The following is a 15,976-nucleotide window of genomic DNA, read 5'->3' on the forward strand; positions in this document are numbered from 1 at the left end:
GAATGCAGCCCGGGACGCTCTGCGTCCCATCCAGAGCCGAACGCGGAGCGTCCGTAGAGGCATTCCCACGCAGAGCGTGGGAACGATCATGCGCAGGGGACGATCATTCGGTGGGGGCGGGCAGGGCTGGTGGCGGGGCGAAGTCGAACGGTGCCAGCGCATACCCGCTCTCATCCACCTGCAACGCCCAACCCTGACGATCCCAGTCCCCCAGCACAATCCGTTTCGCCGCTTGCTCGCCCAGCTGCAGCTTGTGAATCGCCGGGCGATGGGTGTGACCGTGGATCAGGGTTTTCACGCCGAAGTCTTGCATGATTCGCGGAATCTCCTCGGGCGTGACATCGACAATGTCATTGGCCTTCATCCGCGTCTGCGCACGGCTTTCGCTGCGCAGCTTGCGCGCCAGTTTATGGCGCGTGCGCAACGGCAGGTTGCGCAGGATGAACAAGGTGATCGGGTTGCGCAGGTAGCGGCGCAGCTTCATGTAGCCGACGTCGCGGGTACACAGGCTGTCGCCGTGCATCAACAGCACCGGCTCGCCGTAGAACTGCACGACACTCGGGTCCTTCAACAGCGTGCAGCCGGCCTGTTTGCAAAAGGCCTTGCCGAGCATGAAGTCGCGATTGCCGTGCATCAGGAAAATGGCCGTGCCGCTGTCGCTCAAGTCGCGCAGGGCCTGGCAGATCGAACGCTGGAAGGGCGTCATGGCGTCGTCGCCGATCCACGCCTCGAAAAAGTCGCCGAGGATGTACAGGGCACTCGCCGAGCGGGCGCGTCCGGCGAGCAAATCCAGAAACGCCCGGGTAATGTCCGGGCGTTCCTCTTCCAGATGCAAGTCTGAAATCAGCAATATCACGCGGCGATGATCTCGGCTTTCTCGATGATCACGTCGTCTGCTGGTACGTCCTGGTGGCCGGCCTTGGAAGTGGTCGACACGCCTTTGATCTTGTCGACAACGTCGGTGCCGGCGGTGACTTTACCGAATACCGCGTAGCCCCAGCCCTGCACGTTCTTGCCGCTGTGGTTGAGGAAGGTGTTGTCGGCAACGTTGATGAAGAACTGCGCCGAAGCCGAATGCGGCTCCATGGTGCGGGCCATGGCGACGGTGTACTTGTCGTTGGAGAGGCCGTTGTCCGCTTCGTTCTGAATGCTTGGACGCTTGTCTTTCTTCTCTTTCATGCCTGGCTCGAAACCGCCGCCCTGGATCATGAAGTTGCCGATGACGCGGTGGAACACGGTGTTGGTGTAGTGACCGGCGTTAACGTATTCGATGAAGTTGGCGACGGTGATCGGCGCCTTTTCAGCGTTCAGTTCGATGACGATGTCGCCATGGTTGGTGGTCAATTTGACTTGAGTCATGATCGCTACTCTTCTGAGGAATTCGTGGTTTTGGGACCTTCAGCCCCGCAACCGGTTCAGCCTGCTTCGGCCAAGGTGCGCAGTTTAGCGTGACAGGCGCGAATTTCGAGGCGGTTTTTCATTTCCGCGCGATTAAATGCGCCGCTTTATGGAGCCTGCTCTGTCAGCCCCTTGACAGCATCGGCTATGATAGCGGCTTTGTTTTGTCTGGCCCCCTCTGCGGCCGCGCACATGTAAGTCAAGGATCCTATGAGCAAGCCCACTGTCGACCCTACCTCGAATGCCAAGTCCGGCCCTGCCGTGCCGGTCAATTTCCTGCGGCCGATCATCCAGGCAGACCTGGACTCGGGCAAGCACACCCAGATCGTCACGCGTTTTCCGCCTGAGCCCAACGGCTACCTGCACATCGGCCATGCCAAGTCGATCTGCGTGAACTTCGGCCTGGCCCAGGAGTTCGGCGGCGTCACGCACCTGCGTTTCGACGACACCAACCCGGCCAAGGAAGACCAGGAATACATCGACGCGATCGAAGCCGACGTCAAATGGCTGGGCTTCGAGTGGTCCGGTGAAGTGCGCTATGCCTCGCAGTATTTCGACCAGTTGCACGACTGGGCGGTCGAGCTGATCAAGGCCGGCAAGGCCTACGTCGACGACCTGACCCCGGAGCAGGCCAAGGAATACCGTGGCAGCCTGACCGAGCCGGGCAAGAACAGCCCGTTCCGCGACCGTTCGGTTGAGGAAAACCTCGACCTGTTCGCACGCATGAAGGCCGGTGAGTTCCCCGACGGCGCCCGCGTGCTGCGCGCGAAAATCGACATGGCCTCGCCGAACATGAACCTGCGCGACCCGATCATGTATCGCATTCGCCACGCTCATCACCACCAGACCGGCGACAAGTGGTGCATCTACCCGAACTACGATTTCACCCACGGGCAGTCGGACGCCATCGAAGGCATCACCCATTCGATCTGCACGCTCGAGTTCGAAAGCCACCGTCCACTGTACGAGTGGTTCCTGGAGAACCTGCCGGTGCCGGCGAACCCGCGCCAGTACGAGTTCAGCCGCCTGAACCTGAACTACACGATCACCAGCAAGCGCAAGCTCAAGCAACTGGTTGACGAAAAGCACGTCAACGGCTGGGACGATCCGCGCATGTCCACGCTGTCGGGCTTCCGCCGCCGTGGCTACACGCCGAAATCGATCCGCAACTTCTGCGAAATGGTCGGCACCAACCGTTCCGACGGCGTGGTCGACTTCGGTATGCTCGAATTCAGCATCCGCGACGACCTCGACCACAGCGCCCCGCGCGCCATGTGCGTGCTGCGTCCGCTGAAAGTGGTCATCACCAACTACCCGGAAGGCCAGGTCGAAAACCTCGAACTGCCACGCCACCCGAAAGAAGACATGGGCGTGCGCGCCTTGCCGTTCGCCCGGGAAATCTACATCGACCGTGACGACTTCATGGAAGAGCCGCCGAAGGGCTACAAGCGCCTGGAGCCGGCCGGTGAAGTGCGGCTGCGCGGCAGCTACGTGATCCGCGCCGACGAAGCGATCAAGGACGCCGACGGCAACATCGTCGAACTGCGTTGCTCGTACGACCCGGAAACGCTGGGCAAGAACCCGGAAGGGCGCAAGGTCAAAGGCGTGATCCACTGGGTGCCGGCCGCCGCCAGCGTCGAGTGCGAAGTGCGTCTGTACGATCGCCTGTTCCGCTCGCCGAACCCGGAAAAAGCCGAAGACAGCGCGAGTTTCCTCGACAACATCAACCCTGACTCACTGCAAGTGCTGACCGGTTGTCGTGCCGAGCCATCGCTCGGCAATGCACAGCCGGAAGACCGTTTCCAGTTCGAACGCGAAGGCTACTTCGTCGCGGATCTCAAGGACTCGAAACCCGGTCAGCCGGTATTCAACCGTACCGTGACCCTGCGTGATTCGTGGGGCCAGTGAGAGCGTCAAGGAATTAACGTGCTGACGATCTACAACACGCTCACCAAGAGCAAAGAAGTCTTCAAGCCGCTGGATGGCAACAAGGTGCGCATGTACGTCTGCGGGATGACCGTGTACGACTACTGCCACCTCGGCCACGGCCGCAGCATGGTCGCGTTCGACCTGGTGACGCGCTGGCTGCGCTTCAGCGGCTACGACCTGACCTACGTGCGCAACATTACCGATATCGACGACAAGATCATCAACCGCGCCAACGAGAACGGTGAATCGTTCGAAGCGTTGACCGAGCGCATGATCGCCGCGATGCACGAAGACGAAGCGCGCCTGAATATCAAAAAGCCGGACATGGAACCGCGCGCCACCGATCACATCGCCGGCATGCACGCGATGATCCAGGCGCTGATCGACAAGGGTTACGCCTACGCCCCGGGCAATGGCGACGTGTACTACCGCGTCGCCAAATTCATGGGCTACGGCAAGCTGTCGCGCAAGAAAATCGAAGACCTGCGTATCGGCGCACGCATCGAAGTCGACGAGTCGAAACAGGACCCGCTCGACTTCGTCCTGTGGAAAGCCGCCAAGCCGGGTGAGCCGAGCTGGGAATCGCCGTGGGGCGCCGGGCGTCCGGGCTGGCACATCGAGTGCTCGGTGATGTCGACCTGCTGCCTCGGGGAGACTTTCGATATTCATGGTGGCGGCAGCGATCTTGAGTTCCCGCACCACGAAAACGAAATCGCCCAGAGCGAAGCGGCCACCGGCAAGACCTACGCCAACGCGTGGATGCATTGCGGCATGATCCGCATCAATGGCGAGAAGATGTCCAAGTCGTTGAACAACTTCTTCACCATCCGCGACGTGCTGGAAAAGTACCACCCGGAAGTCGTGCGTTACCTGCTGGTGTCGAGCCACTACCGCAGCGCGATCAACTACTCGGAAGACAACCTCAAGGACGCCAAGGGCGCACTGGAACGTTTCTACCACGCGTTGAAAGGCCTGCCGAACGTGGCGCCGGCCGGCGGCGAAGCGTTCGTTGAGCGTTTCACTGCGGTGATGAACGACGACTTCGGCACCCCGGAAGCGTGCGCCGTGCTGTTCGAGATGGTGCGCGAGATCAACCGCCTGCGCGAGAGCGATCTCGATGCAGCGGCGGGGCTGGCGGCTCGTCTGAAAGAACTGGCCAGCGTGCTGGGCGTGTTGCAGCTCGAAGCGGATGACTTCCTGCAGGCGGGCGCCGAAGGGCGTGTCGATGCGGCTGAAGTGGATGCGCTGATTGCCGCGCGTCTGGCGGCTCGGGCTGCGAAGGACTGGGCCGAATCGGACCGGATTCGTGATCAGCTCACGGCGATGGGTGTGGTGCTGGAAGACGGCAAGGGTGGGACGACCTGGCGGTTGGCTGACTGAGTAGGCGCCTGCGATGTTGCTTGATCGTTCCCACGCTCTGCGTGGGAATGCCTCAACGGACGCTCCGCGTTCGGCTCTGCAGGGACGCAGAGCGTCCCGGGCTGCATTCCCACGCAGAGCGTGGGAACGATCAAATTCGTGAACACTCCAAACACCTGTGGGAGCTGGCTTGCCAGCGATGGCGCCCTTGAGGCCAACGTGTCACTCAGTTTGCCGCAACCGCTTATAAAGCGTATTGCGACTCACGCCCAACCGTCGCGCCAGATGCGAAATATTCCCCCGGAAGCCTTCAACTCCCGGTTCAACGCCTCGACATCGTTCAGATCAATCCCTAACGGGGCGCAGCTCTCCACCGGCTCCATCTCCAGATCGACAAAAAAATCATCCGGCAAGTGCTCCGGTCGTACCGGTTGCTCCTCGGCCATGGCCAGCGCCACCTGCATCACGCTGCTGACCTGACGCAAATTCCCCGGCCACGGATGCTTCTCAAACAACTCCAGCACCTCTGAGCTCAAACCCGCCCACTGCGTCGGCTCACGATGCTGCTCCCACAGCCGCTTGAACAACGCCTGTTTATCACTGCGCTCACGCAGCGGCGGCAATTCCAGGGTCAGCCCGCCAATGCGGTAATACAGATCCTCGCGAAACCGGCCCAACTGCACCTGTTCGCGCAACGAGCGGTTGGTCGCCGAAATGATCCGCAGGTCCACCGGGAACAATTCACTGCTGCCCACCGGTTGCACGCAACGCTCCTGCAACACCCGCAACAGGCGCGCCTGGGTTGGCAGCGGCATATCGCCAATCTCATCGAGAAACAGCGTGCCCTTGTCGGCCTTGCGAATCAGGCCGATGCTGCCTTTCTGGTTGGCGCCGGTGAACGCGCCTTTTTCATAACCAAACAGCTCTGATTCAACGAGTTCGGCGGGGATCGCCGCGCAATTCACTGCGATGAAAGCCTGTTTGTTCCGCGAGCTGGCTTGATGCAGGGCTTTGACGAACACCTCTTTGCCGACGCCGGTCTCACCGTGGATCAGCAGCGGGATGTCTTTTTCCAGCAAACGCTCAGCCTGACGCACGGCTTTTTCCACGCGGCTGTCGCCGAAATGCAGGCTGTTGAGGCTGATCGCGCTTGGCGACGCTGGCTTGTCCTCGGCTACAAATACTCGGGCCTGCACGGGCGCCTGTTTCGGCCGTTTCAACAGACACTGAAAACGGTTACGCCCGGAAGTCTGCAAGGCGAATGGCAAACCGTCCGGCTGATTGATCAGCTCCAGCAGCGAGACCTTGAACAGGCTTTCAACACTGACCCGCGACAAGCGCACACCGAGCAGATTGTCCGCGCGGCGATTGGCCGACAGCACCTGACCGCTCTCATCGAAGATCAGCAATCCGGCCCACTGGCTGTCGAGGTTGTTCAACCCGGTGTTGAAGGTCAGTTGGAAGTGCTGGCCATGGAACAGGTTGAGAATCAGCCGGTTCTCCACGGTCTGGCTCATCATCTTGACCATGCCCAGGGTGTGCGAGGGCGGCAGGTAGCTGTCGCTGGACACATCGAGCACGGCGATGACCTTGCGTTCGGCGTCGAAAATCGGCGCGGCGGAACCGGTCATGAAGCGGTTGGCCTTGAGAAAGTGTTCATCGTGTTCGATGTGCACCGCCTGTTCGCAGGCCAACGCGGTGCCGATCGCATTGGTGCCGCTGCAGCGCTCCATCCAGCTCGCCCCGGCCTGAAAGCCGCGCGCCAGGTTCGGTTCGATAAAACGCTGGGTGCCCCACGAAGTCAGCACCTGGCCCTGATTGTCGGCGAGCATGATCAGGCAGTTCGAATTGCTGAGGATGTTTTCGTAATAGGGCAGGACTTCCTGATGCGTGGTCTGCACCAGTGAATGATGGCGGTCGAGCAGTTGCGCAATGCCGGCGGCGGGCAGTTGATCGAAGGCCGGGGTGCTCTGGTGGTCGAGACCGAACGCGCGACAACGTTGCCAGGAAGTCTGGACGATCGCATCGTGGGACAGCGGCGAAGCAGGTGCGGCCATGGGGGCGAGCCTCTGAGTGCAGCGATTTTATTATTGTTATGAGCCCAAATCCTGAAAACAACACAGATCCCCTGTAGGCCTTCGCCTGCTCGCGATAGCGGTGTATCAGACATATTTGCATCGACTGACACACCGCTATCGCGAGCAGGCGAAGGCCTACAATGGATCTTCGGCGTTCACAGAATCGAGGAAAAAGCGTTCATAGAGTGTTGTTCACTATTGTTCATTGTCAATCACCCGACTGTTCAAAAGTGTTCAGCTGTGAACGGCGCTTGCCCGTGTAAACATTGGTTCTCGAGGCAAATCAAGCACTTGTCATTTCTGGCACGAATGTCGCTCTGTTGCTCCGGTCGCTTGACTCCAAAAATAAAAAAGGCCGAGCCATGTCACTCACCCTGGAGCACGTCAGCCGTACCGTCGAAGGCCAGATCTGGATCGACGATGCGTGCCTGAAATTCGAACCCGGTTCCTTCAACGTTCTGCTCGGCCGTACGCTGTCCGGCAAGACCAGTCTGATGAGGTTGATGGCCGGGCTGGACAAGCCCGACAGCGGGCGCATCCTGATGAACGGCGTCGACGTCACTCAGCGTCCGGTACGTCTGCGCAACGTGTCGATGGTCTATCAGCAGTTCATCAATTACCCGACCATGACCGTGTTCGAGAACATCGCCTCGCCGTTGCGCCAGGCCGGTGTGGCGAAAGACATCATCCACAGCAAGGTGCAGGAAACCGCGAAGATGCTGCGCATCGAGAAGTTTCTGCAGCGCTACCCGCTGGAGCTGTCCGGTGGTCAGCAACAGCGCACCGCGATGGCCCGCGCGCTGGTCAAGGATGCCGAACTGATCCTGTTCGACGAGCCGTTGGTCAACCTCGATTACAAACTGCGCGAAGAGCTGCGTCAGGAAATGCGCGAGCTGTTCAAGGCGCGCCACACCATCGCCATCTACGCCACCACCGAGCCCAACGAAGCGTTGGCGCTGGGTGGCACCACGACGATCCTGCATGAAGGCCGGGTGATCCAGAGCGGGCCGTCGACCTCGGTGTATCACCAGCCGCAAACCGTGCTGGCGGCCGAATTGTTCTCCGAACCGCCGATCAACCTGATGCCCGGGCGCATTGCCGGCAACGAAGTCAGCTTCGCCAATTTCGTCCACTTCCCGTTGAACGTCGATCTGCGTCCGGTGGGCGAGGGCGAATACCGCTTCGGCGTGCGACCCAGCCATATCTCGCTGGTGCCGAGCAACGACGATGATCTGGAACTGGCGGTGACCGTTGAAGTCGCCGAGATCAGTGGCTCGGAAACCTTCCTGCATGTGCGCAACGAGCACTTCCTGTTGGTGCTGCATTTGCCGGGCGTTCACGAATACGACGTCGATGCGCCGATCCGCATCTACATCCCGACCCACAAACTGTTCGTTTTCGATGCGCAGGGCCGTCTGGTGCAAGCACCGGGCCGGCGTGTCGCGAGGGTTGCCTGATGGCCGAAATCCGCTTGCAACACCTTGCCCACAGCTACAGCAAAACCCCGAGCGGCGCTGAGGACTACGCGATCCGCGAGATGGATCACATCTGGGAGCAGGGCGGCGCCTATGCCTTGCTTGGCCCGTCCGGTTGCGGCAAGTCGACCTTGCTCAACATCATTTCCGGCCTGCTCAGCCCGTCCCAGGGCCATGTGCTGTTCGATGGCAAAGCGGTCAACGACCTGACGCCGGAGAAGCGCAACATCGCCCAGGTGTTCCAGTTTCCGGTGGTCTACGACACCATGAGCGTGTTCGACAACCTTGCCTTCCCCCTGCGCAATCAGGGCATGGCCGAGGCGAAAGTGCACAGCAAGGTGCAGGAAATTGCCGAAGTCCTCGACCTGCAGAATCTGCTGAGCAAGAAAGCACGCAACCTCACCGCCGACGAAAAACAGAAAGTCTCGATGGGCCGTGGGCTGGTGCGCGACGACGTCTCGGCGATTCTGTTCGACGAGCCGCTGACAGTGATCGACCCGCACCTGAAATGGAAGCTGCGGCGCAAGCTCAAGCAGATCCACGAGCAGTTCAACATCACCATGGTCTATGTCACCCACGATCAGTTGGAGGCTTCGACCTTCGCCGACAAGATCGCGGTGATGTACGGCGGTCAGATCGTCCAGTTCGGCACGCCACGGGAATTGTTCGAGCGGCCGAGCCACACCTTTGTCGGCTATTTCATCGGCAGCCCGGGGATGAACCTGATCGAGGTGCAGCCGCAGCCCGGCGGCGTCGGTTTCGCTTCGACGCACCTGCCGTTGTCCGAAGCCTTGCAGCGCCATATCGAGCACGGCCAGTGGAAGAATCTCAAGGTCGGTATCCGCCCCGAGTTCATTCATGTATGGGACGAGCCGTTCGATGACGCGATGCAGGCCAACGTCGTACACGTTGAAGACCTCGGCACCTACAAGATCATGACCCTCAACCTCGACGGTGCGCCGTTGAAGGTGCGTCTGGCCGAGGACAAACCGGTACCGCAGGGCACCGCGTACATCAGTTTTCCGGCGCAGTGGTTGATGGTCTATGCGGATGAGTTTCTGCTCGAAGCCGACGATGAGGTGCAGCCATGAACAAGGTGCAGAACAACAAGGCCTGGTGGCTGGTGTTGCCGGTGTTCCTGCTGGTGGCATTCAGTGCGGTGATCCCGATGATGACCGTGGTCAACTATTCGGTGCAGGACATCTTCGACCAGTCCAGCCGCTACTTCGTCGGCGCCGACTGGTACAAGCAGGTGCTGCTCGACCCGCGTCTGCACGACTCGCTGCTGCGCCAGTTCATCTATTCGGCCTGCGTGCTGCTGATCGAAATCCCGCTGGGCATCGCCGTCGCCCTGACCATGCCGACCAAGGGCCGCTGGTCGTCGGTTGTACTGATCATTCTGGCGATTCCGCTGCTGATTCCGTGGAACGTGGTCGGCACGATCTGGCAGATTTTCGGCCGCGCCGACATCGGCCTGCTCGGTTCCAGCCTCAACGCGATGGGCATCAGCTACAACTACGCGGCCAACACCATGGACGCGTGGGTGACGGTGCTGGTGATGGACGTCTGGCACTGGACTTCGCTGGTCGCGCTGCTGTGTTTCTCCGGCCTACGCGCGATTCCCGACGTTTATTACCAGGCCGCGCGCATCGATCGCGCATCGGCCTGGGCGGTGTTCCGCCACATTCAATTGCCCAAGCTGAAAAGCGTGCTGCTGATCGCGGTGATGCTGCGCTTCATGGACAGCTTCATGATCTACACCGAGCCGTTCGTGCTCACCGGCGGCGGGCCGGGCAACGCCACGACCTTCCTCAGTCAGACGTTGACGCAGATGGCCGTAGGGCAATTCGACCTCGGTCCGGCAGCGGCGTTTTCGCTGGTGTACTTCCTGATCATCCTGTTGGTGTCGTGGCTGTTCTATACCGCCATGACGCACTCCGACGCCAACCGCTGAGGCCCGGCCATGAGCAAAAGAAAGCTTGTTCCGTTGCTGGTGTACATCCTGTTCCTGCTGGTGCCGATCTACTGGCTGCTGAACATGTCGTTCAAGAGCAACACCGAAATCCTCGGCGGCCTGACGCTTTTCCCACAGGCCTTCACGCTGGCGAACTACAAGGTGATCTTCACCGATCCGAGCTGGTACACCGGTTATCTCAACTCGCTGTATTACGTCAGCCTCAACACCGTGATCTCGTTGAGCGTGGCGTTGCCGGCGGCCTACGCGTTTTCACGCTATCGTTTCCTCGGCGACAAGCACCTGTTCTTCTGGCTGCTGACCAACCGCATGGCGCCGCCGGCGGTGTTTTTGCTGCCGTTCTTTCAGTTGTATTCGTCGATCGGCCTGTTCGACACGCACATCGCCGTGGCGCTGGCGCACTGTCTGTTCAACGTGCCATTGGCGGTGTGGATTCTCGAAGGTTTCATGTCCGGCGTGCCGAAGGAGATCGACGAAACCGCCTACATCGACGGCTACAGTTTCCCCAAGTTCTTCGTGAAGATTTTCATCCCGTTGATCGGTTCCGGCATCGGTGTCACAGCGTTTTTCTGCTTCATGTTTTCCTGGGTCGAACTGCTGCTGGCGCGCACGCTGACCTCGGTCAACGCCAAGCCAATCGCGGCAGTGATGACCCGCACTGTGTCGGCGTCGGGGATCGACTGGGGCGTGCTGGCAGCAGCGGGGGTGTTGACCATCCTGCCGGGCATGCTGGTGATCTGGTTTGTGCGCAACCATGTGGCCAAGGGCTTTGCCCTCGGTCGAGTCTGAGGAGCTGATGATGGAATGGATGAGCTGGACGACACCGACCGCCGCGTTCTTCATCGGCATCGGTCTGATTCTGGTGGGCATGACCACCTGGGAATTGCGCTCGCCGAGCATCTTGCGGCGAGGGTTTCTGCCGATTGCCACGACCCGTGGCGATCGCTTGTTTATCGGTCTTCTCGGCAGCGCCTACCTGCACTTGCTGGTAATCGGCGTCACCGACTGGAGCATCTGGGTCGCGTCCGCGTTGTCCCTGGTGTGGCTGTTGGCTGTGATGCGTTGGGGCTAACCGAATCGTTCGGCAATGCGGCTCCACAACTTAAACAGGAGGTCTCTATGTTCGATAAAAACAATAAGCTGCGACATAGCATTTCATTGGCAGCCATGCTGGCACTCAGCGGTTTGAGCGCATCTGCCTGGGCCGACGCCTATGAAGATGCCGCGAAAAAATGGATCGGCAGCGAGTTCAAGCCCTCGACCCTGACGGCCGAACAGCAGCTGGAAGAATTGAAGTGGTTCATCAAGGCCGCCGAGCCGTTTCGCGGCATGGACATCAAGGTCGTTTCCGAGACCCTGACCACCCACGAATATGAATCGAAAGTGCTGGCCAAGGCCTTCAGCGAAATCACCGGGATCAAGCTCACCCACGACCTGCTGCAGGAAGGCGACGTGGTCGAGAAAATGCAAACGGTGATGCAGTCGGACAAGAACATCTATGACGGCTGGGTCAACGACTCCGACCTGATCGGTACGCACTTTCGCTACGGCAAGACCGAATCGATCACCGACCTGATGGCCAACGAAGGCAAGAACTTCACCTCGCCGACCCTCGACATCAAGGACTTCATCGGCATCTCGTTCACCACCGCACCGGACGGCAAGATCTACCAACTGCCCGACCAGCAGTTCGCCAACCTGTACTGGTTCCGTGCCGACTGGTTCGAACGCGCCGACCTGAAAGCCAGGTTCAAGGAAAAGTACGGCTACGAATTGGGCGTACCGGTGAACTGGTCGGCCTATGAAGACATCGCCAAATTCTTCAGCGAAGACGTCAAGGAAATCGACGGTAAACGCGTTTACGGGCACATGGACTACGGCAAGAAGGACCCGTCGCTGGGCTGGCGCTTCACCGATGCCTGGTTCTCCATGGCCGGTGGCGGCGACAAGGGCATCCCCAACGGTCTGCCGGTGGACGAGTGGGGCATCCGCGTCGAGGACTGCCACCCGGTCGGCTCCAGCGTGACCCGCGGCGGCGACACCAACGGCCCGGCAGCGGTGTTTGCCACCACCAAATACGTCGACTGGCTGAAGAAATACGCACCACCGGAGGCGGCCGGCATGACCTTCTCCGAGTCCGGCCCGGTGCCGTCGCAGGGCAACATCGCCCAACAGATCTTCTGGTACACCGCCTTCACCGCCGACATGACCAAACCGGGCCTGCCGGTGGTCAACGCCGACGGCACGCCGAAATGGCGCATGGCGCCGTCGCCGCGCGGGCCATATTGGGAAGAGGGCATGAAGCTCGGTTATCAGGACGTGGGTTCGTGGACGTTCATGAAGTCCACGCCTGAGAAGCAGAAACTGGCGGCGTGGCTGTACGCGCAGTTCGTCACCTCGAAAACCGTGTCGCTGAAGAAAACCATCGTCGGCCTGACGCCGATTCGCGAGTCGGACATCAACTCGCAGGCGATGACCGATATGGCGCCGAAACTCGGCGGCCTGGTCGAGTTCTATCGCAGCCCGGCCCGCGTGCAATGGACCCCGACCGGGACCAACGTGCCGGACTACCCGCGTCTGGCGCAACTGTGGTGGAGCCACATCGCCGAAGCGGCCAGCGGCGAGAAGACCCCGCAACAGGCGCTCGATGGCCTTGCCAAGGATCAGGACCGCATCATGGAACGCCTCGAACGCTCCAAGGCCCAGGCCGTGTGCGCACCGAAAATGAACCCGGAACGCGACGCGCAATACTGGTTTGACCAGCCGGGCGCACCGAAGCCGAAACTGGCGAACGAGAAGCCGAAGGGCGAGACGGTGAGCTACAGCGAACTGCTGAAATCCTGGGCGGATGCGCGTAAGTAACAATTGAAATGCAGAAAGTGAACGGCACCGGAAGGTGCCGTTTTTTTTGCTGCCCGGTTTACCGTAATGGCGAGCAGGCGCACGCCTGCAGGTTGCGCTAACGCGTCTCTATCAACTCGCCCATCGCCGGGATGGCACCTGTTAGTTCTTACAGTATCGGTAAATCCCCAAAGCGCTCATTCTTCACTCAAAGGTGAGAAAGGACGCTTGTGGCCATGGATGTTCATCACGACACCGCTACGCCGACGCTATCGGTCATCGATTCCCGCTCGCTGATGATCCGCAGCGTCGGCTATTGCCGGCATCCGGATTCGCCCGACATCGACCCGCGCATTACCCGGCATGTGTTCGATGCAGCGGGGCGTCAGGTGGCATCGTGGGATCCGCGATTGTGGGGAACGGCGCCGAAGCCGAACCTGGCTACCACGTACGGATTGAGCGGGCAGGCATTGCTGACGGACAGCGTCGATGCCGGGTGGCAGTTGAGTCTGCCGGATCAGGCCCGCTCATTGCGTTGCTCCTGGGACGCCCGAGGTAGCGAATGCAATAGCGACTATGACGACCTGCAGCGCCCGATTGTTGTGAGGGAGCAGGCCCGTGGCGAACCGCCTCGTGTGGTTGAGCGATTGAGCTATGCCGATGCGGATGATGTCTATGCCCGGCACAATCAGTGCGGTCGCCTGATCCGCCATGATGACCCGGCAGGGTCCCGGCTCATTAACGACTATGGTCTGGCCGGTGCCGAACTGGTCGAATCGCGGCGCATGCTGACGGACCTCGATCTGCCCGACTGGCCTGGCGACCCTGAACGTCGTGATGTGTTTCTGGAGGCGCAGTCCTACGTCACCCGCTACGTTTTCTTTCCCACGGGCGAATTGAAAGAGCAGACCGATGCCATGGGCAATGCCCAAACCTTCCATCACGACGTGGCGGGCAAACTGTCTGCGCTGTGGCTTCACCCGGCCGGCGCGGATAGGCAACCCAAATGCCTGGTCACGGCTATCCGTTACAACGCGCACGAGCAGATCGAACATGAGACCACCGGTAATGGTGTCACGACCCGCGCAGAGTACAGCCCTGAGGATGGTCGGCTGCTGAAGCTCAGCGCAGCCGTCGGCGAACAAACGCCCTTGCAGAATTTGCACTACGTCTACGACCCGGTGGGCAATATCGTCAGCCTCGAAGACAAAACCCAGGCCGTGACTTACTTCAATCAGCAGCGCATCGAGCCGGTCAGCCGCTATCGCTATGACAGCCTGTATCAACTGGTTCAGGCCAAAGGCTGGGAAGTCAGCCAGCCGAGCCATGGCCCGGCATTACCGGATCTGCTGCCCACACCGCTGGACCCGAATCAGCGGCGCAACTACATCCAGACATTCAATTACGACGCGGCGGGCAATCTGCTCGCCCGTCATCACAGCGATGCGCCGGGTTTTTCGATGTTTACCTCTGCTTACAGCAATCGAAGTCTGGGGCAGCGCGACGATGCCTCGCTGCCGGGAGAACCGCAGATTTCGGAAGGATTTGATCTCGCTGGCAATCAGTTGCAATTGCAGCGCGGACAGGCCATGAGCTGGGATGTGCGCAATCAATTGAGACGAGTGACGCTGGTGCAACGCCAGGACGAGCCGGATGACGACGAAGTGTATGTCTACGACCGACCCGGCCATCGCTTGCGCAAAACACGCCTCAGCCAGACCTCCGGGCAAGACCTGAAATCAGAAGTGCGTTATCTGCCGGGTCTTGAGGTGCATCGCGAAGCGAACGGAAAAGAGCGGCATGTGATCATTGTCGCGGCCGGGCGTAATCAGGTGCGAATGCTGCATTGGCCTGATGGCGCTGAAAGCGATCAACTGCGTTACAGCCTGAGTGATCATCTCGGTTCCAGCACTCTGGAATTGGACGATGGCGCGGGAATTTTGAGTCAGGAGCACTATTACCCGTTTGGTGGCACGGCGTGCTGGGCGGGTAAAAGTGCGTTGGTGGCGAAGTATAAAACCATCCGTTATTCGGGTAAGGAGCGCGATGCAACCGGGCTTTATTATTATGGATATCGATATTACGCACCATGGTTGCAGCGATGGGTGAATCCGGATCCAGCGTGGGACGTTGATGGGTTGAATTTATTTCGTGTATTGAGGAACTCGCCCGTTTCCCTGCGGGAGTACACAGGACTTAGTCCGGTGCCTCCAAACAACGTAACGCCTAAGCAAGAGCACCTGGATCAAGTTGATAATTTCTCAAATGACTTACCGCGTAACGCTCCTGATCAGATCCCAGAGATTAATACGGTGAAGGTCAATGAGGAATTTTTGAGTCGTGTTTCTGATTATTTTCAGAATAACATTGGCCGAATTACGCAACTCAATTCGCTTCTGGAGCACAAGCCTATAGACGCTGTAAAAATCAGCTCTGGCAGAATGATTTTTCCTGAGGACCATGGAAGTGACGGGCAGGTCATCAAGGACGAATTTATCAATGAATATCACCCGTCAGGAGTTTGGATTTTCAGAGGTAATTATAAAGAAAGCAAAACGAAGCAGTTTTTTGCAAGTGATGTTCAGCTGGTTCAGGCTGCATATATGGGTATAACTGATTACCCCTCTATGATGGTTCGTAATGAAGTGAAGAACAAGGAAACGTTGGCGGCAACCGAGAAATTTGCAAGTGATTCTATTGAGTTGAAAGAAGCTTTTTTCACAACGCCCAATGGGAAAAATACTGCGCAAATTTTGAAGGCTTTGGATATGGAAGCCACCAGCGTCAAAAGATCTGTTTCCCCTCATGCTGATTTTCCAAGTTTTTATATCGCTGTAAGACCGAAAGCGCGGGGCGGGATAGAAAAACCAAATCTTTGAGGAATCTGAAGCAGATGCTGAGTTGGTTCGGATTGTTACCTT

Annotated in this window: 11 protein-coding genes and 1 pseudogene; 9 read left to right on the forward strand and 3 right to left on the reverse strand. The window is 59.3% G+C overall.

What is annotated here, in order from left to right:
• Window positions 1-103 precede the first annotated feature (103 nt).
• Together lpxH and M0746_RS07685 are read right to left on the reverse strand one after the other, a co-directional pair.
• The gene (gene lpxH / locus M0746_RS07680; protein ID WP_258448694.1) at window positions 104-856 is read right to left on the reverse strand and encodes a UDP-2,3-diacylglucosamine diphosphatase; all 753 of its coding nucleotides are present in this window, start codon (window positions 854-856) and stop codon (window positions 104-106) included.
• Window positions 853-1,359 carry a peptidylprolyl isomerase gene (locus tag M0746_RS07685; protein ID WP_076567676.1) on the reverse strand — a complete coding sequence of 169 codons (507 nt, stop codon included), beginning with the start codon at window positions 1,357-1,359 and terminating at the stop codon, window positions 853-855. The genes lpxH and M0746_RS07685 overlap by 4 nt, the downstream gene beginning before the upstream one ends.
• A gap of 249 nt (window positions 1,360-1,608) precedes the next feature.
• Between M0746_RS07685 and M0746_RS07690 the strand changes: the two genes are divergently transcribed.
• Window positions 1,609-3,306, forward strand: a complete 1,698-nt coding sequence (locus M0746_RS07690) for a glutamine--tRNA ligase/YqeY domain fusion protein (RefSeq protein WP_258448695.1) — start codon at window positions 1,609-1,611, stop codon at window positions 3,304-3,306.
• A gap of 18 nt (window positions 3,307-3,324) precedes the next feature.
• Complete coding sequence (gene cysS / locus M0746_RS07695) at window positions 3,325-4,707, forward strand: cysteine--tRNA ligase (RefSeq protein ID WP_208940612.1); 1,383 nt, start codon at window positions 3,325-3,327, stop codon at window positions 4,705-4,707.
• Between the two features lie 201 nt (window positions 4,708-4,908).
• Here the strand turns inward: cysS and M0746_RS07700 are convergent.
• Window positions 4,909-6,743 (reverse strand): annotated as a pseudogene (locus M0746_RS07700) (sigma-54-dependent Fis family transcriptional regulator).
• A gap of 383 nt (window positions 6,744-7,126) precedes the next feature.
• On the opposite strand from M0746_RS07700, the gene M0746_RS07705 reads away from it, so the two are divergent.
• From M0746_RS07705 to M0746_RS07735, 7 genes are all read left to right on the forward strand, one after another.
• On the forward strand, window positions 7,127-8,221 hold the full coding sequence (locus M0746_RS07705) for an ABC transporter ATP-binding protein (protein WP_258448696.1): 1,095 nt from the start codon (window positions 7,127-7,129) through the stop codon (window positions 8,219-8,221).
• Entirely contained in the window at window positions 8,221-9,330 is a 1,110-nt protein-coding gene (locus tag M0746_RS07710; RefSeq protein WP_258448697.1) for an ABC transporter ATP-binding protein, read from the forward strand. The genes M0746_RS07705 and M0746_RS07710 overlap by 1 nt, the downstream gene beginning before the upstream one ends.
• Window positions 9,327-10,193 (forward strand): carbohydrate ABC transporter permease, encoded by an 867-nt coding sequence (locus tag M0746_RS07715; protein ID WP_007912484.1) that lies wholly within the window; start codon window positions 9,327-9,329, stop codon window positions 10,191-10,193. The genes M0746_RS07710 and M0746_RS07715 overlap by 4 nt, the downstream gene beginning before the upstream one ends.
• Before the next feature lie 9 nt (window positions 10,194-10,202).
• On the forward strand, window positions 10,203-11,003 hold the full coding sequence (locus tag M0746_RS07720) for a carbohydrate ABC transporter permease (RefSeq protein WP_208940615.1): 801 nt from the start codon (window positions 10,203-10,205) through the stop codon (window positions 11,001-11,003).
• Window positions 11,004-11,013: 10 nt separating this feature from the next.
• A complete protein-coding gene (locus M0746_RS07725) occupies window positions 11,014-11,286 on the forward strand; it encodes a DUF2160 domain-containing protein (RefSeq protein ID WP_038861868.1) in 273 nt (90 codons plus the stop codon).
• Window positions 11,287-11,333: 47 nt separating this feature from the next.
• Complete coding sequence (locus M0746_RS07730; protein ID WP_208940616.1) at window positions 11,334-13,076, forward strand: ABC transporter substrate-binding protein; 1,743 nt, start codon at window positions 11,334-11,336, stop codon at window positions 13,074-13,076.
• 215 nt (window positions 13,077-13,291) lie between these two features.
• Window positions 13,292-15,934, forward strand: a complete 2,643-nt coding sequence (locus tag M0746_RS07735) for an RHS repeat domain-containing protein (RefSeq protein WP_258448698.1) — start codon at window positions 13,292-13,294, stop codon at window positions 15,932-15,934.
• Window positions 15,935-15,976 lie beyond the last annotated feature (42 nt).

The organism is Pseudomonas sp. S11P7, from assembly GCF_023195435.1.
Taxonomy (GTDB): domain Bacteria; phylum Pseudomonadota; class Gammaproteobacteria; order Pseudomonadales; family Pseudomonadaceae; genus Aquipseudomonas; species Aquipseudomonas fluorescens_G.